The 23,550-nt window shown below is 63.0% G+C and carries 23 protein-coding genes; 8 read left to right on the top strand and 15 right to left on the bottom strand.

Annotation, left to right across the window (positions count from 1 at the left end):
- Nucleotides 1–149 precede the first annotated feature (149 nt).
- On the top strand, nt 150–365 hold the full coding sequence (locus ABIB06_RS15155) for a hypothetical protein (protein WP_354049188.1): 216 nt from the start codon (nt 150–152) through the stop codon (nt 363–365).
- 2 nt (nt 366–367) lie between these two features.
- Here ABIB06_RS15155 and ABIB06_RS15150 read toward each other — a convergent pair whose 3' ends face one another.
- Complete coding sequence (locus tag ABIB06_RS15150; protein ID WP_354049190.1) at nt 368–1,693, bottom strand: ATP-binding protein; 1,326 nt, start codon at nt 1,691–1,693, stop codon at nt 368–370.
- A gap of 1 nt (nt 1,694) precedes the next feature.
- A complete protein-coding gene (locus ABIB06_RS15145; protein ID WP_354049192.1) occupies nt 1,695–2,480 on the bottom strand; it encodes a response regulator in 786 nt (261 codons plus the stop codon).
- A gap of 180 nt (nt 2,481–2,660) precedes the next feature.
- Here ABIB06_RS15145 and ABIB06_RS15140 point away from each other — a divergent pair, with 180 nt between their 5' ends.
- Complete coding sequence (locus tag ABIB06_RS15140) at nt 2,661–3,242, top strand: hypothetical protein (RefSeq protein ID WP_354049194.1); 582 nt, start codon at nt 2,661–2,663, stop codon at nt 3,240–3,242.
- A gap of 213 nt (nt 3,243–3,455) precedes the next feature.
- Nucleotides 3,456–3,995 (top strand): PRC-barrel domain-containing protein, encoded by a 540-nt coding sequence (locus ABIB06_RS15135; protein WP_354049196.1) that lies wholly within the window; start codon nt 3,456–3,458, stop codon nt 3,993–3,995.
- A 214-nt stretch (nt 3,996–4,209) separates the two neighbouring features.
- On the opposite strand, the gene ABIB06_RS15130 is transcribed toward ABIB06_RS15135, so the two are convergent.
- From ABIB06_RS15130 to ABIB06_RS15080, 11 genes are all read right to left on the bottom strand, one after another.
- Nucleotides 4,210–5,424, bottom strand: a complete 1,215-nt coding sequence (locus ABIB06_RS15130; protein ID WP_354049198.1) for an ABC transporter substrate-binding protein — start codon at nt 5,422–5,424, stop codon at nt 4,210–4,212.
- Nucleotides 5,425–5,630: 206 nt separating this feature from the next.
- Nucleotides 5,631–6,098 carry a DUF6998 domain-containing protein gene (locus ABIB06_RS15125; RefSeq protein ID WP_354049200.1) on the bottom strand — a complete coding sequence of 156 codons (468 nt, stop codon included), beginning with the start codon at nt 6,096–6,098 and terminating at the stop codon, nt 5,631–5,633.
- A gap of 5 nt (nt 6,099–6,103) precedes the next feature.
- Nucleotides 6,104–7,402, bottom strand: a complete 1,299-nt coding sequence (locus tag ABIB06_RS15120) for an Ea47 family protein (protein ID WP_354125596.1) — start codon at nt 7,400–7,402, stop codon at nt 6,104–6,106.
- Between the two features lie 19 nt (nt 7,403–7,421).
- Nucleotides 7,422–9,401: an ATP-binding protein gene (locus ABIB06_RS15115; protein ID WP_354049204.1), complete on the bottom strand. Its 1,980-nt coding sequence runs from the start codon at nt 9,399–9,401 to the stop codon at nt 7,422–7,424.
- A 238-nt stretch (nt 9,402–9,639) separates the two neighbouring features.
- Nucleotides 9,640–10,470, bottom strand: a complete 831-nt coding sequence (locus ABIB06_RS15110; RefSeq protein WP_354049205.1) for an ABC transporter permease — start codon at nt 10,468–10,470, stop codon at nt 9,640–9,642.
- On the bottom strand, nt 10,467–11,729 hold the full coding sequence (locus ABIB06_RS15105) for an ABC transporter permease (RefSeq protein ID WP_354049207.1): 1,263 nt from the start codon (nt 11,727–11,729) through the stop codon (nt 10,467–10,469). Before ABIB06_RS15105 ends, ABIB06_RS15110 begins: the two co-directional genes overlap by 4 nt.
- Before the next feature lie 253 nt (nt 11,730–11,982).
- Nucleotides 11,983–13,032: an ABC transporter substrate-binding protein gene (locus ABIB06_RS15100; protein WP_354049209.1), complete on the bottom strand. Its 1,050-nt coding sequence runs from the start codon at nt 13,030–13,032 to the stop codon at nt 11,983–11,985.
- 73 nt (nt 13,033–13,105) lie between these two features.
- Nucleotides 13,106–14,215 (bottom strand): ABC transporter ATP-binding protein, encoded by a 1,110-nt coding sequence (locus tag ABIB06_RS15095; RefSeq protein WP_354049211.1) that lies wholly within the window; start codon nt 14,213–14,215, stop codon nt 13,106–13,108.
- Nucleotides 14,216–14,349: 134 nt separating this feature from the next.
- A complete protein-coding gene (locus tag ABIB06_RS15090; protein ID WP_354049213.1) occupies nt 14,350–15,918 on the bottom strand; it encodes a DUF4403 family protein in 1,569 nt (522 codons plus the stop codon).
- A 135-nt stretch (nt 15,919–16,053) separates the two neighbouring features.
- Nucleotides 16,054–16,692, bottom strand: coding sequence for a Vgb family protein (locus ABIB06_RS15085; RefSeq protein ID WP_354049215.1), 639 nt, complete (start codon nt 16,690–16,692; stop codon nt 16,054–16,056).
- 30 nt (nt 16,693–16,722) lie between these two features.
- Nucleotides 16,723–17,943, bottom strand: coding sequence for a winged helix-turn-helix domain-containing protein (locus ABIB06_RS15080; RefSeq protein WP_354049216.1), 1,221 nt, complete (start codon nt 17,941–17,943; stop codon nt 16,723–16,725).
- A 90-nt stretch (nt 17,944–18,033) separates the two neighbouring features.
- On the opposite strand from ABIB06_RS15080, the gene ABIB06_RS15075 reads away from it, so the two are divergent.
- Together ABIB06_RS15075 and ABIB06_RS15070 are read left to right on the top strand one after the other, a co-directional pair.
- Nucleotides 18,034–18,828, top strand: coding sequence for a DUF899 domain-containing protein (locus tag ABIB06_RS15075; protein ID WP_354049218.1), 795 nt, complete (start codon nt 18,034–18,036; stop codon nt 18,826–18,828).
- Nucleotides 18,825–19,100 (top strand): hypothetical protein, encoded by a 276-nt coding sequence (locus ABIB06_RS15070; protein WP_354049220.1) that lies wholly within the window; start codon nt 18,825–18,827, stop codon nt 19,098–19,100. The genes ABIB06_RS15075 and ABIB06_RS15070 overlap by 4 nt, the downstream gene beginning before the upstream one ends.
- 195 nt (nt 19,101–19,295) lie before the next feature.
- Here ABIB06_RS15070 and ABIB06_RS15065 read toward each other — a convergent pair whose 3' ends face one another.
- Nucleotides 19,296–19,712: a c-type cytochrome gene (locus tag ABIB06_RS15065; RefSeq protein ID WP_354049222.1), complete on the bottom strand. Its 417-nt coding sequence runs from the start codon at nt 19,710–19,712 to the stop codon at nt 19,296–19,298.
- 113 nt (nt 19,713–19,825) lie between these two features.
- On the bottom strand, nt 19,826–20,533 hold the full coding sequence (locus tag ABIB06_RS15060; RefSeq protein ID WP_354049224.1) for a L,D-transpeptidase: 708 nt from the start codon (nt 20,531–20,533) through the stop codon (nt 19,826–19,828).
- Between the two features lie 273 nt (nt 20,534–20,806).
- On the opposite strand from ABIB06_RS15060, the gene ABIB06_RS15055 reads away from it, so the two are divergent.
- The 3 genes from ABIB06_RS15055 to ABIB06_RS15045 all read left to right on the top strand — a co-directional run bounded on the left by ABIB06_RS15055 (nt 20,807) and on the right by ABIB06_RS15045 (nt 23,480).
- Entirely contained in the window at nt 20,807–21,859 is a 1,053-nt protein-coding gene (locus ABIB06_RS15055) for a glycosyltransferase family 4 protein (RefSeq protein ID WP_354049226.1), read from the top strand.
- Nucleotides 21,860–21,893: 34 nt separating this feature from the next.
- Nucleotides 21,894–22,583: a class I SAM-dependent methyltransferase gene (locus ABIB06_RS15050; RefSeq protein WP_354049228.1), complete on the top strand. Its 690-nt coding sequence runs from the start codon at nt 21,894–21,896 to the stop codon at nt 22,581–22,583.
- Nucleotides 22,584–22,820: 237 nt separating this feature from the next.
- Nucleotides 22,821–23,480: a hypothetical protein gene (locus ABIB06_RS15045; protein ID WP_354049230.1), complete on the top strand. Its 660-nt coding sequence runs from the start codon at nt 22,821–22,823 to the stop codon at nt 23,478–23,480.
- Nucleotides 23,481–23,550: the final 70 nt, after the last annotated feature.

The following is a 23,550-nucleotide window of genomic DNA, read 5'->3' as shown; positions in this document are numbered from 1 at the left end:
CGATTTTGCGGCGCAGAGCCGTCATTCCGACGCAAGACCGGCATAGGGGTTGTCAGGCAGACGAAGCCGCCATTCGCGACAGCGGGCCTGTCTATTCGCGTGCGGGCGCGAAAGCGAGTATGAGAGCGGCGCAAATCGGGAGAGGTGCCATGACAAAAGCAAACGTGGTGAAGGCACACATCGGAGACATCCCCAGACATAATCCCTGTGCCCAATGCGGCACGCCGATCGCGCAGCCCGACTGGATCGAGCCGGGCGAGGGGCGCATCTCATATCTCTGGAATTGCAGCGCCTGCGGCTATCGTTTCGAGGCGATGGCAATCTTTGACGAGGTGGAAGTCGAGCACCCGCCGCTCGCGGCGTAAGGTTACGCGGCGAGCCGCGGCTGTTGCCACACCGGCAATTGCATCCGCACGATCAGCCCGTGCGGTTCGCGGTCATGCAGCGACAGCTCGCCGCCATGGGCGACCGCGATCGCCCGCGCGATCGACAGGCCCAGCCCGAAGCCGGTGGAATCGTCCATGGTGCGCGCATCGTCGCCGCGCACGAACGGCTCCAGCATCTCCAGCTTGCGCGCGTCCGAAATGCCGGGACCGTCGTCCTCGACGTCGATGACGAGTTTGGTGCCCGATATGTCGAGGCGGATCGTCACTTCGGCGCCGAAGCGCACGGCGTTCTCGACGAGATTGGTGACGCCGCGATGCAGATCATCGGGCCGCGCCGCGGCGGTCGCAGATAGCGGGCCGTCATAGTGCACGACATGGCCCATGTCGCCGAACTGGTCGGCGATGAGCTGCAGCGTGCTCGCGATGTCGACCAGCGTCACCGCCTCGACCTTGCGGTCGTTGCGCAGGAGCGACAGCACGGATTCCAGCATCGAGCGCATCTGGTCGAGATCGATCAGCATGCGCTTGCGGTTGCCTTCGTCCTCGATGAACTCGGCGCGCAGGCGCAGCCGCGTGATCGGTGTGCGCAGATCGTGGCTGATCGCCGCGAGCATCTTGGTGCGGTCCGACATCAGCCGCGCGATCCGCTCGTGCATGCGGTTCAGCGCGCGCGCGACCGAGCGGATCTCCTCCGGGCCGCGCTCGGGCAGCGGGTCGGCCGCCCCGTCCAGGCTGAAGCTTTCGGCCGCCTTTGCAAACGACGACAGCGGCGCGGCGAGCGCACGGGCGGCCCATACGCCAAGCAGCGTCACGCTGATTACGGCAGATAGCAGCGTCGAAATCCAGGGATTGCCCCAGAACCAGCCCGGCCGTTCCCGCTCAATATGGCCAGCGATCGTTGTGCCGTCAGGCAGCTGGATGCCGATCCGGGACGAGCCGCCGTTCGGAGCCAGCGTGACGATCTTGTAGCCCTCACCGAGATGGCGGCGCATGCCGTGCAAATGCGGGCCTTCGCTGTCGCCGCTGGGCGTCGCGGAGCCGGGCGCGATCGCTTCGACCCGCAGATCCGGAAAGGCGCGCGCGATGTCGGCGAGAAGGCGCGGCCGCTCGCTCGCGTCGGCCGCGGACAGCAGCAGCGCGGCATTCGCCAGTTCATGCTCGCTGTCCGGCGGCGCGACCGCGCGGTCCGGCCGCGTAATCAGAAAACCCGCCGTGATGATGAGATGAAGCGCGACGATCGACACCACCACGAGCGCGGCGATCTGGCCGCTGATGCTCCTGAGATGGAAAAATCCCAAAAGCCGCATGTCAGATGCTCAAGGCTGCCGCGACCGCTTCCGTTCCTGCAGTTTCAGTTCTTGCCGCTTCAGGTCTTACCGCTTCAGTTCTTGGCGTGAACAGATAGCCGCCGGAGCGCACCGTCTTGATGACGGTCGGATCGGCCGGGTTGGGCTCGATCTTGCGGCGAATGCGGCTGACCAGCACGTCGATCGAGCGTTCGAACGAGCCGGCGTTGCGCCCCTGCGTGAGGTCGAGCAGGCTGTCGCGCGACAGCACGCGGCCGGGCCGCTCGCAGAACGTCCGCAGCAGATCGAACTCGGCGCTGGTCACCGCGACGCGCGCGCCTTCGGGATTGCGCAGCTCGCGCAAGCGCAGATCGATGCGCCAGCCCTCGAAGGCGAGCGTGCTGGCGCCTTCGATCGAGCTTGCGGCTTGTGCGGACGCCTGGCGGCGCAGCACCGCGTTGATGCGGGCGAGCAGCTCGCGCGGGTTGAACGGTTTCGCCAGATAGTCGTCCGCGCCCATCTCGAGGCCGACGATGCGGTCGATGTCCTCGCCGCGTGCGGTCAGCATGATGATCGGCGTCTGCGCCTCCGCGCGCACCTTGCGGCACAGGCTGAGGCCGTCCTCGCCGGGCAGCATGACGTCGAGAATGATGAGGTCGACGCGGTGATCGGCCATGGCGCGCGACATCTCGCGGCCGTCGCTCACGGCGGTGACGTTGCAGGCGTTGTTGCGCAGGTATTTCGCAATCAACGTCCGGGTTTCGCGGTCGTCTTCGACGACCAGGATGTTGGGATTGGGAATGGCCATGCGCTTTGTTTGTCCAAGATTCGGGCCAAAAGGCGAAGATTTTTGTTTCAGTTTGTTTCCACGGCCTTTGCCGCAACACCACGACATCACCCGGCAGTGGAGCGGCAAGGTCTCGTTAGGGCCGTTAACCATACCGTGGCGGAGTCACTCAAGAAACCCCGCAAAAAGCCCGGAGCCATCATGACCTCGATTTCGGCGGCCTCCGCCGGTACCCACCAGTCCCCCCTGCAAAAGCTGCAGCAAGAACTGCAATCTGAAATTTCCGCCGGCGCGGTCTCGTCGTCGGATCAGTCGGCGCTGTCGACGGCGCTGACCGACATCGACACAGCGCTCCAGCAGAGCCGATCGAGCGACCAGTCGAGCGGCACGCGTCCCTCCAAGGACGACATGAAGTCGAAGATCGACGACCTCATCTCGAACGAGGTGTCGAACGGGACGCTGACCTCGGACCAGGCCGACGAGCTGAAGAACGTGTTTCAGTCCGCCTTCGCCAATGGCCCCGGCGGTGCCGGCGGTCCCGGTGGTGCGGGAGGGCCGCCGCCCGGTCCACCGCCGGATGACAGCTCTTCGGATTCGTCGTCGGCGGACTCAACCAGCAGCACGTCGACCACCTCCACCACGGCCGATATCCTCAAGCAGTTCCTCGATGCGCTGCAGCAGTCGCAGTCGTCGTCGAGTTCGTCTTACGGCACCAATGGCAGCACGACGAGCTCGCCGAGCAGTTCGGATTTTTCTGCGCTGCTGATCGACTACAAGAGCTGACCTGAGCGACGCAGGTCGGCGCGTTCTTCGCCGCGATTGTGCTACATCCCAGGGCGCGAGATCGTCGGTGGGGAACCGCGCAACGTTCCTGTGCGACGCAGGAACTTTCGTCGCAACGCAGCGCAATTGCGCAACGAAATTGCCGTAGCTCAGGAACTGCCGGTGATCGTATTTGTTCTCTCCGCACAAGTTTCTGCTGAAGGAGAGGACACCATGTTGATGAAATCGATCGCCGCCGGCCTTGCCGGCACGGCACTGTTTGCGACCGTTGCATTTGCGCAAAACCCGACTACCACCGACAAGTCGCCAACCGCGGCAAGCACCGCGACGACGACAAGTACGACGGCGTCGGGTGAGTGGCGCGCATCGAAGATGGCGGGTCTGAAGATCTACAACGACGCCAACGAGAACATCGGCTCGATCAACGACCTGCTGATGGACAAAGGGGGTGCGATCAAGATCGCCGTGATCGGCGTCGGCGGCTTTCTCGGCATGGGCGAGCATCTCGTCGCCGTTCCGTACGAGAAGCTGAAATTCGTCAATGAGGCAGTGGCCTATTCCGGCGCCGGTACGGCTCCGGCTCCGGGCGGACCCGGCACGATGAGCAAGTCGACCACCACCACGGGCGCTGCGACCGGCACCGACAAGACTGCGACGGCGTCGTCAGGCTCGAAGTGGTATCCGGACCACGCAGTGTTCAATGCGAGCAAGGACGATCTGAAGAAGATGCCCGAGTTCAAGTACTCGGAGTAATGGGCTTCTGAACGCCCAAACGAAGCGCGCCCGGTTTTCACCGGGCGCCGTCGTGTCTTTTTGCGTCATTGCGAGCTGTTGACCCTCATCCTGAGGAGCGCGCTTTTTGCGCGCGTCTCGAACGGCGAGGCCACCGGCCGGGCCTTCATCCTCCGAGGCGCACGAAGACGCGCTCCTTCAGGATGAGGAATTGACGCCGGCCGGTTAGCTGTCCCTAGTTCCCCTTCACCAGCGGGCAGCCGCCCTTGTCGAGCGGGCGGAAGGCTTCGTCGCCGGGCACGGTGGCGATCAGCTTGTAGAGGTCCCACTCGCCCTTGGACTCCTCGGGCTTCTTGACCTCGAACAGATACATATCGTGGACCATGCGGCCGTCGATGCGGATCTTGCCGTTCTTGGCGAAGAAGTCGTTGACCGGCGTGGCACGCATCTGTTGCATCACCTTCGGCGCCTCGTCGGTCTTGATGGCCTCGATCGCCTTCAGATAATGCATCGTCGCCGAATAGAGGCCGGCCTGGATCATGGTCGGCATGTGACCGACCTTCTCGTTGAAGCGCTTCGAGAAGGCGCGCGTCTCCTCGTTTGTGTCCCAGTAGAACGCGTCTGTGATGATCAGCCCTTGCGTCGACTTGATGCCGAGCGAATGAACGTCGGTGATCTCCATGAGCAAGGCGATCATCTTCTGGCCGCCCTGCGTCAGGCCGAACTCGGCCGCCTGTTTCAGCGCATTGGTGGTGTCGCCGCCGGCGTTGGCCAGCGCGACCACCTTGGCCTTGGAGGCCTGGGCCTGGAGCAGGAAGGAGGAGAAGTCCGACGAGTTGAGCGGGTGGCGGACCTCGCCGAGCACCTTGCCGCCGCTCTCCTTGACCACGTTGGCGGCGTCGCGTTGCAGCGCCATGCCGAAGGCGTAGTCGGCGGTGACGAAGAACCAGGTATCCTCGCCGCGCTTCACCATCGCCTTGCCGGCGACGTTCGACAGCGCGTAGGTGTCGTAGGTCCAGTGCACGGTGTTGGGCGAGCAGGCGACGCCCGTGATATCGGACGAGCCGCCGCCGGAATTGATGTGGATCTTGTTCTTCTCGCGCGTCAGCGCCGAGATCGGCAGCGCCACCGAGGACGTCGGCACATCGAAGATCGCGTCGACCTTGTCGTTGTCGTACCAGTTGCGGGCGATGTTGACGCCGACATCAGGCTTGTTCTGGTGATCGGCGGCGACCACTTGCACGGGCTTGCCGGCGACCTTGGCGCCATAATCGGCGACCGCCATCTCAACGGCGGCAAGCGAGCCCTTGCCGGTCGCGTCCGCATAGAGGCTCGACATGTCCGTGAGCACGCCGATCTTGACGACATCGTCGGAAATCTGCGCCTGCGCCGCGCCGCAGGTCGCGGCGATGGCGAAGCCGGCCGCGACGGCGGCGATGAGTTTCTGCATTTTGTTTCTCCCTTTGCGTTGTTGTTCGGGCGCTTGTTGCGGGGACCGTTCTAGCGACAAACGGTCGCGGCCGCTAAGCCAAAGATGCGTGAGTGGGTGGAGAAATAAGCAGAGCACGGCGGTGTTTCTTCCCTCTCCCCTTGTGGGAGCGGGCAGCTCGCCGCAAAGCGCAGGGCCCGCGATCCGATGGGAGTACCAAAATCCTTTCAGGCGGAAATAAGCGCTCGTTTCGGCACTCGAAGACCATCTGATATTCCGGCCGATAGCCTCTTTAGCGTAAAGTTGGGAAAGCGCAGTAACTTTATGCCTATGCCGACGCGATGCGCGTAGTGATCAAAGATGATTTGACCCGGCCCATTGAACACGACCTCATGGCGCCCATCCCGATACAATTTGAAACCGAGGTACAATTCCGGCGGCGTCTTGAACGTTAGATGGTCCTGAAATGTCGCTTTGATCTGTACGCCGCGACCATCGGGCGTTCTGCCATCGTAGATCGCTCGGCTCACGTCATCCAAATGGATATCGAACTCTGTCGCCGCGATTATCTCGCCAATGTCGCCGACTAGTCGGCCATCGATAGTGAAGCGGCGTTGCGAGAATTCGGCTTGCAGCATTCCGATGCCCTCAAAAATTAGGCCGAGAGCCCCTTCAATACGTTTCTCAGTAGTCATTGCGTTTAGCCCTGCCAGCGATCTGGAATTGGGCGGCCCCAAACCTCATAAACCGGTGCGAAAATAAAGTGTTCCCCGTCCCGGGCTTCTACGGTTTCGCCCAACTTGACGCTGTCGCCTTGCCGGTCGAACATTGCAGACAATTGGATTGGATCGCCTGTTATCCGGACCAGAGTAGCGGCAAGCATTTCTTTTCTGTCCAGCGCATCGACCGCGCGCATGTAAGGCTTTGTCGGATCGGCAACCGCCATCCAGCTTTCGCCGACAAGGATGACGCCATCGACTCCCTTTCTTACGACTTCATGGGCAATGTCGCGCATGACAATGTACTTCGAGCCATGGTCGGGAAATTCGACCTGAGCAAGCCGCACAACTGTGGTGCCGCGCAGCAGCACAAGCATGGTGACATGATGACCGTCTGTCTCGGTCATGCGCCGCGCCGTGTCAAACAAGGATCGCAGAATGCTCTCCTGATCCTCCCCGCGCCCAAACACGTCGTCTGGATTTACTCCGTACCTGGTTGCGGCCTCCTTACCCTTCTCAAAATCCACTGTCACTTCTTCATGAGATAAATCGAAGGCTTGGCCATCGGAAAGCGAAATGTTCAGTGTGCGGGCTTCTCCGTGTCCGACCATGCAAGGCAGTCTTCCCGCTCGCCCACTACCGTATTCTTCGCCCGTCTCAATATTCGTCGTTGTAGGTGGAGCTCGACCGATCTTGACATGTGCGTCAGCGACGATCTCGGCGATGGCGCCATAAGCGGTAGCCGCCGCATCGAGAAGCTCGTGGTCTGGCAATGAGTTCTCAACCCATCGGCGCTGCACTCTCAGAGTCCCATGCTTCCAAAAGTGATCACCGAGATCGGACTTGGGGAGATTTCGGAGCAGGACATCGGGCCCCTCGAACAAATTTGCTGGGACTTGAATAACCGGGCCGTCATTGAGGTATGAAGCCACGAGTTCCGCCCGAACATGGCTATACATTTCAAGATCGCCCTGCTTCTCGATTTTGTTCCGCGCGTCCACCATCCACCGCATCAGCGGGATCGCCTTGAGCTTTTCCTGCCACGATGCATACCACGCATCGAAGTCTGGTATCTGCGCCTTGTTGCTTTGCAAAATGAACGTGACCGTTCTGAGGGTTTGGATCGCGGTCTGGATCGCAACCCGAAAGCCCTCCGGCTCAAAGTATGCCCTTTCCGCAGAATGCCAATGCCGATGAACGTCATCCAACCGACGATCTACGGCCACTAGCGGACATGTAGAGTCGTGATCCCCCTGTTGCTCATTCTTCTGGCCAGCCATTTGGCTCCCGTGCTCCCGACTAAATTTGCTCGTCGCGATCTAGCGCCGCAATCTTTGCTTTTACTTCCTCACTCAGGTAATTGGGATTGACTGTCCTCAGGTATCTCAGCGCCTCTGCGTCGTTAGCCTTGTATTCTAATCGCCGCTTGTAAAACGTGAGCCGTCCTTCGGCTTCGGAAACAATCTGGCCCCATGTCTTCACCCAGACCCGGACCTTTGGATCGTCGTATTCGGCAACTAATCCGCGCGTTTTGCCCGTTTGTCGAGTTTCAATTTCGGCGTCACGAGTCAGGCTATTGGAAACCGCCACGAAATCCCACTCGACGCCAGGAGCCTTGAAGCGATCGTCGGAGGCCACTGCCTTCGCGTACTTTTTTACCTGCGAAATGATGTCTTCGTTGATGGGCTGGCTGGGACGTTTCAATTCGACCACGAGATGCTTGCGCTCGAAGTCGGTTGGAGTTGGCACCCGGCACGAAAGCATGAGATCGACTATGGCGGGCTTACCTTCGGTGTCGAGTACGCGCTCGGGAGATAGCTCAGTGCGATCATGTCCAAGCAACCTGAGATGACTGCGTAGAACAGCGGAGAGATCTTCGTCGTCGTTCATCAGATTAAATTCTTCGCCAAAGACCCACGTTTCCTCGGCAATGATCCGATGTAGCTGAGAGCGTTCGAGAAGTTGCCGCTTCGACTGAGGATCGAAAACGAGAATTTGCAGCGCCTTCAGGAAATCGAGGCGGTCAGTGACCGCTCGCGCTGAATTGATGACAGCGGTCAGCGTTGTCTTCCGCAATAGCTCGACGAGTTCATCCTGCTTTTCTTTGGGTAGATCGATAACTTTCTCCAGAATGGCGGGGAGCGCAGACGGTCCGGTTTCGATCGCCGCCTTGACTAATTGAAGGATGAGCTGCTGCTGCCTTTGCGGTGACTTATCGAAATCATTGCTGTAATCGGCGAGGTTCAATGCGACAACGTCGAAGACCTGACGTTCATTTCGTTCGATCGGATCGGTGGTCGCTTGATCGCCATACGGATAGATCTTCGCGTCTTTCCATTCTTGGATTTTGCTGCGTGATCGTTCCGCCTCCCTGCTACGAAAATGCTCGCGGAGCTTGTCTTTGGCGACGTCGATCAACGTGTCTGCGGCCGGGTTAAGCTCGACGAGCCCTTCTGTGTTTTCGTCCACCAGCTTTCGAAACAGGTCGGCGGTGAGATAGGCCGTAAAATCGAAACCGCGCGCGTGGATGCCGGGCGCCATGACATGGAAGCTAAATCTGCCCGGGAGGCAAAGCATGAGCTTACGTTCGACGCGCCTCCGCCATTCGACGATTTCTAGCCTTCCGGAGACTATAGCGCCGTCCGGGAGCGTGACGGCAATGTCATAGGGGGTGACATCGCGGATAGCCTCGCGAACATCGATGCGTTCGCCGTCGTAGATGATCTCGAAGCTAGGGTCTTCATACAATTGTAGGGCGAAGACGTCCCTGATTTGATCGCCAAATCCATGTTCACCTCGGATTTCGAAGTCCTTCTGAATTTCTCCGATCTCGACGGTGCATCCATGGGCGGTCGTGGGGAAGACATCTGAAATGATAAACTTCTTTAGGTTTGCCCTGTGCCCGGCAATCGAAAACCGTGCGCCGTTAGCGCTCGAAATCCACGTCGCGCTGGCGCCGAGTGCGAACGCCTTGAAGCGACCCTGTCCCCGCTCACCATGAAGGAAGCGGCCGCGCTTTGTTTTTAGGCCCTTCCGTTTCCATGATCCGCCCAGCGACTGGAACAGACCGTCTACGCGCTCGTGAGGAATGCCGTCCCCATCGTCTTCGACTTGTATAAGCGATAGTTTGGTGAGAGCATCACCCTGGAAATTCACCGAAACTCTGGATGCGTCGCCGTCGTATGCATTCCAAATCAGTTCGGAGAGTGCCACGATCGGTTTAGCGCTAGTGACCCGCTCTATATGATCGTTTTCGACCTGTACGACGATCTCTTGCAAAGGACTGCCTTTCGAAATGAATAGGTGACCAAACAACTTGTAGTCGTTTCATAAGCAGGCCAAATTTTCAATTGGCCAAGGGGCTATCTGTGCGGACCGGGGGACCGATTCACAGTCCAGCCCCGATCTACGTCTGGGACATACCGTCGCGCATTATCGGTATGTCGTCCGGATCGGTCCAACTGCAAACCAGACACGGCATCCCGGCTGACGTTCCCTGCAACTCGCGAGTCGCCGGTCAGGCGCTGCTGCCCTTGAGCCGTTCGTTGCGTCGGCGCAAGCCTTCCAGTGTGGCGAGGAGGATGACCGATACCGTCGTCAGAATCACCGCCGCTGCCGTGATGGTCGGGCTGATGTTCTCGCGGATGCCGCTGAACATCTCGCGTGGCAGGGTGCGCTGCTCGGGACCGGCCATGAACAGCACGATCACCACCTCATCGAAGCTGGTCGCGAATGCGAACAACGCCCCCGACGCCAGGCCGGGCAGGATCAGCGGCAGGATCACGCGGCGGAACGCGTAAAGCGGCGAGGCGCCAAGCGAGGCGGCGGCGCGCGCCAAATTGGTGTCGAAGCTTTGCAGCGTCGCGCCGACCGTGATCACCACGAAGGGCGTCGCCAGGGCGGTGTGGGCCAGGATCAGGCCGAGATAAGTACCGGTCAGTCCGATCGGTGCGAAGAAGAAATACAGGCCGACCGCGGTGATGACACCGGGCACGACGACCGGCGACAACACGAACGCCAGCACGAGCGGTTTGAACCGGCTGTTCCACTGCGCCAGGCCCAGTGCGGCCAGCGTGCCAAGCACCATGGACAGCAGGGTCGAGGCGACACCGATGATCATGCTGTTCTTCAGCGAATTCATCCAGCGCGGCGAATTGATGAAGTCGTCATACCAGCGCAAGGAGAGGCCCGGCAGCGGATAGGTCAGGTAGGAACCCGAGCTGAAGGACAGCGGCATGATCGCCAGGATCGGCGCGATCAGGAAGATGAACACCAGCGTGGAGATCACGATGGTCGTGGTCCACGCGATGCGCTGGCTGGGCGTGCGAAGGGAAGGATTATCGCTCAATTCTTCATTCCTCCCGTGACCTGCTGGCCCTGCACCAGCTTTCCGTAGACGAGAGCGAGCAGAACAGTGGCGAGCAGCAGAACCGCACCCAACGCCGAAGCAAGGCCCCAGTTGGCGGTCTCGGTCGTGTAGAGCGCGATGAAGTAGCTGATCATTTGGTCGGCGGCGCCCCCGACGAGTGCCGGCGTGATGTAGTAGCCGAGCGCCAGGATGAAGACGAGCAGGCTTCCGGCGCCGATGCCGGGCAGGGTTTGAGGCAGGTAGATCCGCAGGAAGGCTGTGGCCGGTGGCGCACCGAGCGAGGCGGCGGCACGCATGTAAGCAGGCGAGATCGCCTTCATGCTGCTGTACAGCGGCAGGATCATGAACGGCAAGAGAACGTGGGTCATTGCCACGCAGACCCCGAAGCGGTTGTAGATCAGGCGCAACGGCGCGTCGATGATGCCAAGCCAGAGCAAGCTGTCGTTCACGACGCCTTTGCTCTGCAACAAGACGATCCAGGCGCAGGTGCGAACCAGAAGCGACGTCCAGAACGGCAGCAGGACGAAGATCATTAGCAGATTGGACCGGCCCGGCGGCAGCGTCGCCAACAGGTAGGCGACCGGGAAGCCAAGGATCAGGCAGAGCGCCGTGACGCTAAGGCTGATGATGAAGGTGCGGGCGAAAACGTTGCGGTAGATGGCCTGATCCGATGGGGCTGCGACGATCGCGCCGTCCACGTTCCGCGTCAGGTCGAGGGCCGACAGAAGGTAGAAGCCGGTCATCGGGCCACTGGCGTCCTTGAGCGTCGTCCAGGTGGTGCGTTCGCGCCAGGCCGGGTTGATCTTGCCCAGCGCCTCCCTGGCCGTTCCGGGCTCCGGCTCCGCCTTCAGATTGCGTGCTGTGCTGGTCAGGATCGTGCGGAAGCCGTTCAGTGCGTAGTTGAGCCGCTTGGCCGCAATGGCGATGGTGCCGGAGGCGCGCGCCGCCAGGATGTCGCTTGCCAATGCCGCGTAGGCCTTTTCGTCCGGCAGGTCCTTGCCGTCCCAGTTGGCGAGAGCAGCGACCGTTTGAGGCAGAACCCGGCGCACCTCCCTGTCATCGACCGAGCGCCACAGCATGCCGGCGATCGGGCCCGCGAAGGTGAAGAGCAGAAACAGCAGAAGCGGCAGAATCAGTGCCAACGCCCTGATCTGGCGCGCGCGCTCCGCCCGCTTCAGGCGGCGCTTGAGCGGCACCTCGGTCCGGGCATCGGCGCCGGTTGAGGAGGCTGCCGTCATCGGGAGCCCCACTGTGACCGGACATCTCTCGCCATTTTGGCTGTGGCAATGGCGTGTGGCCTTTCGGAGCAACCTGAGCAAGCGCCTCGTCCTTCGAGACGACCGCTTCGCGGTCTCCTCGGGATGAGGCTCTCTGAAGTCGCTGCCGCGCACTCCGTCCTCATCCTGAGGAGCCCGCCTAAGGCGGGCGTCTCGACGGATGGCCGCGACGAAAATGCTTTCAATGCGCGCCGCACGCCGGTGCTGTCGCGGCCTATTTCGCTGCCCATTTGTTGAAGCGCTCGGTCAGGCGGTCGATGTTCTCGAGCCAGAAGGCAACGTTGATCTCGACTGCGTTCTTGATGTTGTCCGGCGCCGTCGGCAGGTCCTTCAGAACGGCGGGCGCGAGCAGAGCCGCGGCGTCCTTGTTCGAGGTGCCGTAAGCAATGTTCTCCGACAGTTTTGACTGGTTCTCCGCCTTGCCGGCGAAGTCCAGGAACTTGTAGGCCGCGTCCTTGTTCGGGCTGCCCTTCAGGATGACCCAACTGTCGAGGGTGAAAAGCGCTCCGTCCCACACCATGCCGAAATTCTTCTTGTCGTTCTTGTTCGCGGTGTCGATGCGGCCATTGTAGACTGAGGTCATCGCCACCTCGCCGGAGGCGAGCAATTGCGGCGGCTGGGCCCCGGCCTTCCACCAGACGATGTCGTTCTTGATGGTATCCAGTTTCTTGAACGCACGCTCGACGCCATCGTCGGTCGCCAGCACCTTGTAGACGTCCTTCGGTGCGACGCCGTCGGCGATGAGCGCGATCTCCAGCGTGGTCTTCGGACCCTGACGCAAGCCGCGCTTGCCTGGAATCTTCTTGGTGTCGAAGAAGTCGGCCCAGCCTTTGGGGGCCTCCTTCAGCTTGTCCCTGTCGTAGCCGAGAACGAAATCATAGAGGATGGCGCCGACACCGCAGGGATTGACCGACGGCGGGATATAGGCGGCCTCGCCGCCGATTCTGGAATAGTCCATCTTCTCGAACAGGCCTTCCTCGCAGCCGACCGCGAGTTCGTCGCTCTCGACCTGGACGAGGTCCCAGGTCGCGGCGCCACCCTGCACCTTGGCGCGCAACACGCCGACGCCGCCGTCCCAGGACTCGTCGTTCATCGGAACACCCGCTCCCTTCTTGAACGGCTCGAAATAGACCCTCTTCTGGGCATCCTGATACGCGCCGCCCCACGAAACGACGGTGAGGTCACGCGCCTGCGCGGCCGTTGCCAGCGCAGCGCTGGCGCTGAGCGCCGCGGCGAAACCCAGAGCAATCTTGCGCTTCAGCATGGTCTTGTTCCTTCTTCATGAGAGTTGCGTTGAGGTTGATCGATGCCGGTCCACTTGGAGCTGCAGGGTTGGATCAGACGGGATCGAGGGCCAGGCAGTCCTCGGGGCGGAAGGTGACGAACACGCTTTCGCCAGGTCTTAAGTCGTCACGCGCCCCCGGTTGAAGCTTGACCATGAACTCGCGGTTGCCGGCGACATCGAGCACGGCCAGCGCATGGTCGCCGAGATATATCGTGTTCTGCACCTTGGCGGGCAGCCGGTTCGGCCCCTCGCTGGAGGTGCCATCCGAGACAATGGCGATTCGCTCCGGCCGCACCGACAGGGAGGTCGATGCGCCAGCGCCTGATACATTGATCGCCCGTGCGGTCACGACGCCGCCACCAGCAAGCGCGACGCGGCAATATTCCTTTTCGATTGTCTCGACAGTGCCGGCCAGCACATTGTTCTCGCCGATGAAGTGGGCGACGAAGCTGTTCACCGGATGCTCATACAGCGCGTCGGGCCTGTCGATCTGCTGCACAATGCCGTCGTTGAACACGGCGATGCGGTCCGACATGGTGAGCGCTTCGCTCTGATCGTGGGTGACGTAGACGACGGTGATGCCCATGGTCTCGTGCAGTTGCTTGATCTCCAGCTGCATCTGCTCCCGCAGGCGCTTGTCCAGGGCGCCCAGGGGCTCGTCCATCAGCACGAGTTGCGGATTGAAAACCAGCGCGCGGGCGAGCGCCACACGCTGCTGCTGACCGCCGGACAGCTGCCCGGGCCGGCGCTGCGCCAAGGTTTCCATCTTGATCATGCGCAAGGCCGCCTTTACGCGCTCCTGCGTTTCCGCCTTGTTCGTGTTGCGGACGGATAGCGGGAAGGCGATATTCTCCGCGATCGTCAGGTGCGGAAACAAGGCATAGTTTTGGAACACCATGCCGATGTCGCGCTTATGTGGCGGCACGTTCTTGATCGGCCGGTCCGCGAGGTAGATCTCGCCATGGGTCGGAACCTCGAAGCCAGCCAGCATCATCAGCGTGGTCGTCTTGCCCGAGCCCGACGGGCCGAGCAGGGTGATGAACTCGCCCTTCCTGATGTCGAGATCGAGGTTCTTCACCACGAGGAACTCGCCATCATAGGTCTTCTGAATGCCGGAAAAGCGCACCAGCGCCGGCGCAGGCGTGACCATGCCGGCTTCCATGTGTCCTCGCGGTGTCCTCTACAGTGCCGTCGGCACCTCGTTCGAGATTGCGAAGAACAGCTTAGCATCCTCCGACGAGAATGCCAGCGGCGCAAGCGACCAAGTCGCGGGCGACACCCGTGAGTGAAGGTTCACTACATCCCCGACAGTTTCGTTACGGACACATTCAGCGTGCCGCCGGCTTCCGCGATGATGCGCAGCGTCTTGGAATCGAAGGCGATGTCGGCGAGGGTCAGGCTGTCGATCTTCGCGTCGACCTTGACGCCGTCCTCGCTCTTCTGGAAGTCCGCAATCACGGCCGCGACCTTCTCGCGCGCATTGGCGGCGATCGGCTTCAGATCGATCGTCGCCTTCTGCACCAGCGCCTGTTGCATCTGCGGCACCACCGCGCGCGCCGCGGCCCCCAGCAGACCGAAGGCCGCCTCGGACTCCACCGCGAGCTGGATGTCGGCGAGCCGCAGCGTCTGCTGTGCCTGGTCGAGCATCGGCCGGCCCCAGATGTGCACGGTCGCTTCGGCGCCGAGACCGAGCCAGCTCTTCTTCTCCTTGGCGCGTACCAGCAGCGAGATCAGCAGGCGCTCGCCCGACGGGATCACGTTGACGCTCTTGACGGTGACGTCCACCGGGCCGGAGCCGTCCTCGGGATAAGTGTGGCCGACCATCTGCGCCGCGACCAGCTTGTTGATCTCGGTGAAGGGCACGTCGATGGGAACACCGATGTTCACGCCGGTGCCAGTCGGCGGCACGATCGAGATCCTGTCGGGGAACGGGCAGTCGGGCTTGGTCGGGGTAGCGGTGACGCGGGTCTCAAGCTCGAGGCCCATCAGCAGGGTCACGGCCTGCGCGTCGACGCGCGGCTGCGCCGCGATGGCGCGGATCGGCTTCATCTCCAGCCAGAGCGACGGCAGTGCGGCCGAGGAGCCCGAGCCTTGCAGCGCGATCGAGCGGCAGGCCTTGGCCCATTGCACTTTCGCGTTCTCCCGCAGCGAAGGATCGTTGCGGATGCGCTCGGAGACGATGTTGATCTGCTCGCCGACATTCTTGTCGATCAGCGGCTTCACCTGCGCCGGTACGTTGACCTTGGCGCCCGCGACGTTGAGGTTGGTGTCGCCGAGATTGACCTGGGCACCGAGATTGGGCTCGAGGTGCCAGTTGGCCGCGAGCTTCGGTCGCGAGGTGACGACCACGTTGCCCTTGATCTCGGCGCTGGCGTTCAGATTCTTGATGTTGACCGCGCCGATCCGTTTCGCTGCGTCACCGCCGAGGACGCTGCCGAGTGCTTCGCCGAGCGCGCCGGTCGCCTTCGACGACAGCGAGCCCGTCACGTTCAGCTTGCCGTTGAGCGGCGTCGAGATTGTCAGCACGTCCTTGTCGCCGGCAGCCGACATCGGTCCGCGCACGGCGGACCAGCCGATGTCGGCGTCCTGCAGGATCTGTGAGATCGGGTTCTCGGCCTTGCCGGCGAAATTGCGCGGCGCGGCCTTCTCGGCCTGCTCCCGGATCGCCGACAGCGCGATGGCGACCGGCGCCACCACGATTGAGCTCTTCGCGACCGGCGGCAGCGGCGGCAATTGCGCGACCGGTGGCGCGGAATTCGTCGCCCGCGGCGACAGCCAGTCCATCGCCTTCAGGCTGACGAAAAACGATGCCGCGAGCACCACGACGGCGATCAGGACAGTCTTCAAGTTCAGCGTTAGTCGCATCAATCCCCCAGGCCGCCCGGGGCAGAAGTCTACAGGGCAGGCGAGGAGGGCGCTAGAGCGCACCGATGGGGTGGAATTGGGGCGAACAGGTTAACGGCCGCGATGCGCCGTTGCCGAGCATTCGTTAGTGCGCACCTAGCTGCGCTTGGGACGGCGAACCGCTCTCACATTGCCGCGACTGCCGCCGCCGCAGAAGAAGCGGTCGCCGCCGTCGGACTCCAGTCCTGACACCATGGTCCCGGCGGGCAGGTCGAGCTGCTCCAGCACCTTGCCGGTCTCGGGGTCGATCCGTCTGATGTCGCTGTCCTCGCCTTCCCAGGTGCCGTGCCAGAATTCGCCGTCCACCCAGGTAACCCCGGTGACGAAGCGCTTGCTTTCGATGGTGCGGAGAACCTTTCCAGTCTGGGGATCCACCTGGTGGATCTTGCGTTCCCGATACTGTCCGACCCAGAGCGAGCCCTCGGCCCAGGCCAATCCGGAATCGCCGCCGCCGCCAGGTGCCGGGATGGTGGCGAGCACCTTGCCGGTCGCAGCGTCAATCTTCTGGATGCGGTCCTCGGCGATCTGGAACAGGTGCCGGCCGTCGAACGCCGTTCCCGCATGCGCGGCGACATCGATGGAGCGGGCGATCTTGCCATTGGCCGGATTGACCGCGTTCAACCTGTCGCCGGACGCGAACCACACATGGGCGCCGTCATAGGTGACGCCGTGCACGGCATCGACGCCCGCAAAGGGCCCGTATTCCCTGACGATCTCGGCGGCTGAACGCTTCATGTTGCTCGGTCCCTGTGGTGTGACCCCACCTTACGTCTTCAGGAGCGGTCCGGGGAGTAACAAGCCTGTCGGGAAACCCGGGACGGGCGGCGTCATCCAGCGCCGCGCCCGGCCGTGTCCGAAGGACTGCACCTTGTTCGACCGCGCCAGCTCTTCGAGGGCACGCTGCACGGTGCGCGCGCTCGTTCCCAGCGCCAGCGCGAGGGCCGAACTCGCCCAGGGCTCGCCGTCGGAGAGGAAGGCGAGCACAGTGGCGTGCTTTTCTTCGACGGGCCGTGCCAACACCAGAACTTGCCGCGTCTTTCGCGGTGTCAGCGCAAAACCCTGCTTCGTCGCGCTGACATCGGCGAGCGGCTTGAGCTTGGTGCGGAGCCGCCCGATTTCGACGCGAAGCCGGGCGCGATGCGATTCGTCGACGTGCCTCGCCTGAAAAGCTGCTGTGATCAAAGCCTCCCGCGAGACATCCGCGGGCCAGGCCTGCGCCAGGACGCGGGCGAGCGCGAACAGCACTGGCCGCCTTCCGAGCGGCACGACGATGCCTCGCCTGCGAACCGCGTGATGAAACGTATCCACCACGAGCGCCTCTGATGTCGCGAGGTCCTCGACCTCCTCGGGCAGCAATGGCCGTTCGTGCCCGCGCGTGATCAGGCGCGCTGCGGGCGTGTCGAGCACGAAGGTCGTGATCTCGACCTCGGCCGCAAGCGCGGGAATGCCGGCCTGCCGTGCTGCGCGCACCGCGCGACCGAGCGCCACGCGCGCGTCTTTCGTTCTGAGCCGCCTGAGGGCGATGCCGGCGATCACAAGCTCGCGGACGACCTGCGAAGCCGGGGGGAGCGGCGTGGTCTTGATCTCCGCCAGCGTGCGTTCGGCTTCCTCGAGGCGCCCGACGAGAAGAAGACGGCGCGCCTCGATGTGGCCCGCATGGGCCGCGTTGGCGAGGTCACCGTGGCTTGCGAGCGTCGCCCGCGCGGCCGCGAGCGTCTTTGCCGGCCAGTTCAGGTCGCGGGAGACGAGCGCGATCTCGGCTTCCGCGACCACGCATCTTGCGCGCGCGACCGCCTCTTTCGGCCCGAAGGCGCGTGCGGCACTCCGCAGCAGCGTCTTCGCCTTCGCGAGATCGCCGAGCTGCGCCATCGCGATGCCGCGCAGCGCCAGCGAAGGTGCATCGTTGCGCAGAGCAACGCGGTTCAAGGCGCCGAGCGGATCGCCGGCTTCGAGCGCGCGCGCCGCGGCCGTGATCAGCGACTCCATTAAAATCCCGCCACACTTGTTACTCCCACTCCGCAACTGTCCGGTGCGAGAAATCGTTGACGGCCGACAATGTGCGGAAACAGGAGAGCCATGATGACATCATCAGAAAACGCAGGAACTAACAGACAGGCTGCCATGCAAACACCGCCGGTGGTGTCGCCGCAGGACTGGGAGGCCGCCCGTCAGCAACTGCTCGTGAAGGAAAAGGCGCATACCCGTGCCCGCGACGCCCTGGCCGCCGAACGCCGGCGCATGCCGTGGATGGAAGTCACCAATACCTATGCGTTCGAGGGGCCCGGCGGCAAGGTCAGTCTGCCCGACCTTTTCCAGGGCCGGCGGCAGCTGATCGTCTACCGCGCCTTCTTCGAGCCTGGCGTGTTCGGCTGGCCCGATCATGCCTGCCGCGGCTGCTCCATGGTGGCCGACCAGGTCGCCCATGTCGCGCATCTGAATGCCCGCGACACCACGCTGGTGTTCGCCTCGCGCGCGCCGCAGGCCGATATCGCACGGCTGAAGAAGCGGATGGGCTGGACCATGCCATGGGTCACCGTCACCGACAGTTTCGATGCCGATTTCGGCGTGGACGAATGGCACGGCACGAACGTGTTTTACCGCGACGGCGACCGCATCTTCCGCACCTACTTCGTCAAGAGCCGTGGCGACGAGCAGATGGGCGGCACCTGGAACTATCTCGACATCACGCCGCTGGGACGGCAGGAGGTCTGGGAGGATTCGCCGAAAGGCTATCCCCAGACGCCGACCTACAAATGGTGGAACTGGCATGACAGCTACACCGAAGGTGCGGCGCCCGACAAGAAATGGGTCGAGATCTCGGCCGCCGGCGAGAAGGCTTTTCGCGAGGAGGCCGCAGGCGAAAGGAAATGACCCATCCCGTCAGCGCGGTCCCCAGTGCAAGCCGTGACCGCGTCGTGGCCGCGCGTCACCTCGCCAGATGGCTGGGGCTGGCGGCCACGCCCACCTGCGCGATCATGGCCGTGCTGACGGCCGTGCTCGGCGGCGGCTCGGCGGACATGCTGTGCGCCGCCGGACACGAATCTTTGCTGGGCGGGATGGTGCCGATGTATCTGCTGATGAGCGCGTTTCATTCGGCGGCATGGCTGAGGCTGATCTCGGAGCGGCGGCGCGGGCAGACTTGAGGGGCTCCCGGCAGAGTGAAAGCCTCGTCCTTCGAGACGCCGCTAGTAGCGCGGCTCCTCAGGATGAGGCTCAACTACTATCCTGCGGGCCGCACGCTCCGACCTCATCCTGAGGAGCCCGCCGCAGGCGGGCGTCTCGAAGGATGGCCACGATCACCGACTCCAAACGAAGCGGCCCCTGCATCGCGGGGTTGGTTACTGCGAAGCCGCCTGCAAATAACCAACCACCTTCGCCGCTTCCTCCGCCGAGACGCCGCCATAGGGCTGCATCTTGTTGCCGGACACGATCTCGTCCGGCTTGACCATGAAGCGGGTGAGCTTGTCCTGGTCCCAGACGAAGCCGGCTTCTTTCATCGACGGAGAATAGTTGTAGTTCGGCAGCGAGCCGGCCTTGCGTCCGACGATTTTATTGAGATTGGGACCCAGACGATTGTCGCCCTCTTTCACCGAGTGGCAGGTGCGGCAGGAATTGTTGAAGGCCTGCCGGGCTGCGTCGTCGCTGGCCGGGTGCTGTGCCAGCGAGGCGGGCGCGGTCAGCAGCAGCGTCAATGCGCCGGCGCCGCTCATCGTGCGCAGCCATGTGCCCGGCGGCGTTTGCGGGCGTGATTGCATTTGCGCCTCCATCGGGGATCGCGCCGCAGCACGCGCGCGCATCGGGATGCCGAGGGCAAACGAAAACGGCCCCGGTGGGTTCCGGGGCCGTTTGCGTCACAATGTCCTGCCGCTTACCGCGTCGCGGCTCCGAGGTCGGCGCGGCGTTCCGTCATCGGCAGCACGATCACCTTGGTGCCGACGTTGACGCGGGAGTAGAGATCCGCGACGTCGTCATTGGTCAGGCGGATGCAGCCGGAGGAGACGTGCTTGCCGATGGTCTCGGGCGCGTTGGTGCCGTGGATGCGGTAGATGGTGCCGCCGAGATACATGGCGCGGGCGCCGAGCGGATTGCCGGGGCCGCCGGCCATGTGGCGCGGCAGATAGGGCTGGCGGGCGATCATCTCCGGCGGCGGGGTCCAATCCGGCCACTCGGCCTTCTTGGTCACCGACTGCGTGCCGGACCAGGTGAAGCCGTCACGGCCGACGCCGATGCCGTAGCGCATCGCCTGCCCGTTGCCGAGCACGAGATAGAGATAGGTGTTGGGCGTATCGATGATGATGGTGCCCGGTGCCTCACGCGTCGCATAGGAGACCGTCTGGCGACGGAACCGCGCCGGCGTTTCGACAGCGTCCCGATCTTCGGACGGCGCGGCCTGATAGGGCGTGGCTTGATAAGGCTGGTATGGCTGCGGCGCTGCGATCGTCGGCAACGGCTGGAAGAAGGGGAAGAGCTGCACGGGCGCGGCCTTGGCCGGGCCGGCGAACGCGATCGCGGTCACAGCCACCGCGCCAAAAGCAACGGCGCGCGAATAAGTCTTCAACATGTCCAGATTGATCATTGGTCGCCCCTGTTTGCGCGGTGTTCTTAGTCACCCCGGCACCGTTTCGGTGCTCTGTTGCGTAGATCACTAACGGCAAGAAGTTTCGGGACGTTTGCGCGGAAAACCGAAAACGGTTTCATGGCGGAAAGGATTGTTTCATGACGGTTTCGTGGCTGCGCGGACCCGTTAACGAACAAAACAGCGGGCCGACATTTCTATGACGTCACACGCCTGAAATATCCGTGGTTGATGGTCCTAAGCCGAGAATCATCAAACTCTCGGGATTTCCCCATGCGGGTATTAATCGCGACTGACGCCTGGCATCCGCAGGTTAACGGTGTGGTCCGGACGCTGACCTCGCTGGCTGGTGCCGCCAAGGCACTGGATGTCGAGATCGACTTCGTCACGCCGGACGGCTTTCGATCGTGGCCGCTGCCGACCTATCCGGGGCTGCGCATTGCCCTGCCGAGCGGCAAAGAGATCGCGCGGCGGATCGAGAAGGCGGCGCCGGAAGCCCTGCACATCGCGACCGAGGGGCCGATCGGTTGGGCGGCGCGAGCCTATTGCCGCCGCAACCGGCTCGCCTTCACCACCTCCTACACCACGCGTTTTCCGGAATACGTCTCGGTGCGGACCGGCATCCCCACCGCCGTCGGCTATGCCGTGCTGCGCCACTTCCACGATGCCGCCGCCATGACCATGGTGGCGACGCCCTCGCTGCGGCAGGAGCTGTCCGAGCGCGGCTTCAAGCGGCTCGGCTTCTGGACGCGCGGCGTCAATACCGAGCTGTTTCATCCCGCCTCGCCGGCAAAGCTCGATCTGCCCGGGCCGATCTTCATGACGATGGGCCGCGTGGCGGTGGAGAAGAATCTCGAGGTTTTCCTCTCGCTCGACCTGCCCGGCACCAAGGTCGTCGTCGGCGACGGCCCGCAGAAGGCCGCACTTGAAAAGAAGTACCCCGATGTCGTCTTCCTCGGCGAGAAGAAGGGCGCCGATCTCAGCGCGCATCTTGCCGCCGCCGACGTGTTCGTGTTTCCGAGCCTGACCGATACGTTCGGCGTGGTGCAGCTCGAAGCGCTCGCCTGCGGCACGCCGGTTGCGGCGTTTCCGGTGACGGGTCCGAAGGATGTCATCGCCGATCATCCGATCGGCGCGATCGATCACGATCTGCGTACCGCGTGCCTGCGCGCGCTCACCATGTCGCGCGAGACCTGTCGTCATTTCGCGCTGGAGCGTTCCTGGGAAAACAGCGCGCGCCAGTTCGTCGGCAACCTCACTTCACTTCAGCCCAGCCGTGCCTTGCGCGCCTCGCCGGTCATGGCGCGGCGGCCGGTGCGCGGCTGATCTCAACCGTTCGACCACAGCGAGAACCCCATCGATGGCTAAGATCATGAATCTTGACGGCACCCAGCAGCTCGACCTCACCCGTGGCACGGTCGAGCAGGCGTATGACCGCTGGGCGCCGGTCTACGACCTCGTGTTCGGAGGCGTGTTCGCCAAGGGTCGGCAGGCCGCGATCGCGGCCACCAACAAGATCGGCGGCCGCGTGCTCGAGGTCGGCGTCGGCACCGGAATCTCGCTGCCGCTCTACGCGCCGCATCTGCGCATCTTCGGCACCGACATTTCGGAAGCGATGCTCGACAAGGCGCGCCAGCGCGTCGCCGAGGGCAAGCTGGGGAACGTCGAAGGCCTCGCGGTGATGGATGCCGAAAGGCTCGAATTCCCCGACAATTCCTTCGACGTCGTGATGGCCCAGTATGTCGTCACCGCCGTGCCGAATCCGGAAGTCGCGCTCGACGAATTCGCCCGCGTGCTGCGTCCGGGTGGCGAGCTGATCATCCTCACCCGCGTCAGCGCCGATACCGGCATGCGCCGCTTCATCGAGCAGAAGCTCCAGCCGGTGGTGCGTCCGCTCGGCTTCCGCACCGCCGAGTTCGCCTGGTCGCGCTACGCCAAGTGGCTGGCCCGTGCCGACGGCATCGAGCTTTCCGAGCGCCGCCTGATTCCGCCGCTCGGTCATTTCTCGCTGGTGCGCTTCCGCAAGATCGACGTCGCCAAGGCGGCTTGACTGCCGCTCCTCATGGTGAGGAGGCGCGCAAGCGCCGTCTCGAACCATGAAGGCCCACGCTGCTGCACTCGGGCCTTCATCCTTCGAGACGCGCGTTCCGCGCTCCTCAGGATGAGGGGAGAAAGTAACCGTGCGTCATCGCGCCGCTGCACATCGTCACATGACAAAATGATGATGTCACACGGCCTACACCGAATCCCTGTAAATCCTGAACCCGAAAGCATTTTGGGGGAGAGCATGATCAAGAATTATCTCGAGCTGCTGCGGATCCAGCGCTGGGACGACCATCGCTACTATCACCACAGCCGCATCAATCAGAGCCTGCACTTCGTCAGCGCGCTGAGCTTTCTGTTCGCCTATGTCTGGCTGTTCGTCGACCCCATGATCTCCGCGCTTGTCGGCTGGCTGGTGTCGATGACCTCGCGCCAGGCCGGTCACTTCTTCTTCGAGCCGCACGGCTACGACCAGCTCAACCAGGCGACGCACGAGCACAAGGAAGAGATCAAGGTCGGTTACAACCTTCGGCGCAAGGTGGTGCTGATGTCGATCTGGGCGCTGTCGCCGGCGGTGTTGTTGGTCGATCCCACGCTGTTCGGCCTGTTCACGCCCTGGGCGGGCGCGACCGACTTCATGCGGCAGGTGGCCAAGATCTGGCTCGTGGTCGGCGGCGGCGGTCTCATGTTCCGCACGGTGCACCTGTTCTTCATCCGCGACGTCGAGACCGGCCTCGTCTGGATGACCAAGATCCTGACCGACCCCTTCCACGATTTGATGCTCTACCGCAACGCGCCACTGGCGCTGCTGCGCGGCGAGTTGATGGACCCCGGCCTGCATCTCAACCCCGAGCACACGCTGGGCCTGATCGGCGAGTCCACGCTCGAAGAGCACCACGCCTGAGCACGCCGCGCAGATCCAGCACTCCGATGTCTGATGGTTGCGTCATGCCTGGGCTTGTCCCGGGCATCCA

Origin of the sequence: Bradyrhizobium sp. LB8.2 (assembly GCF_040548035.1) — a bacterium.
GTDB lineage: Bacteria > Pseudomonadota > Alphaproteobacteria > Rhizobiales > Xanthobacteraceae > Bradyrhizobium.
The sequence above is the reverse complement of the archived record's forward strand: the minus strand, read 5'-3'. Positions and strand labels throughout refer to the sequence as shown.